Source organism: Bartonella sp. AA86SXKL, assembly GCF_042196885.1.
The window spans coordinates 337-797 of record NZ_JBHIRE010000247.1 but is presented as its reverse complement, the minus strand read 5'-3'; the positions used below and the strand labels follow the sequence as shown (position 1 = coordinate 797).

Genomic DNA, 461 nt, shown 5'->3' with positions numbered 1-461 from the left:
CGATGAATATTTTCACGAATAATCTGATGTGTTTGTGCATTTGTACGTGTTATGGCACATTCAATTTGAGGCTGTTCAATTTTTTCAGTCAAAAGAGAAAAAGGTACAGGATTTTCGTCAGCTTGCTGTTTAGGAAGACATTCCCAACGGATTGTTTTTTTGCTAAGACGAGCAGGAGTTCCTGTTTTTAATCGACCAAGATTTATGCCATAACTTTTTAAACGTTCAGCAAGTTTTATACTTGACTGTTCTCCCATACGTCCAGCAGCCCATGTTTTATCACCAATATGAATAAAACCATTTAAAAAGGTACCTGTTGTCAAAACAACAGCACCAGAAGGGAGTATTCCTTGTTTTTTTAATATAACACCTGAAATACTCTTATCTTTAACAATCAGATCAATAACTTCATCTTCAATGAGAATAAGATTATCTTGTTTTTGTAAAAGCTTTTGAATTGC

At 34.1% G+C, this 461-nt stretch carries 1 protein-coding gene; it reads right to left on the bottom strand.

The window, feature by feature from the left end:
- Positions 1–461: FAD-dependent oxidoreductase (locus tag ACFIO5_RS11295; protein WP_375705455.1), on the bottom strand; the 461-nt coding region annotated here is incomplete at both ends.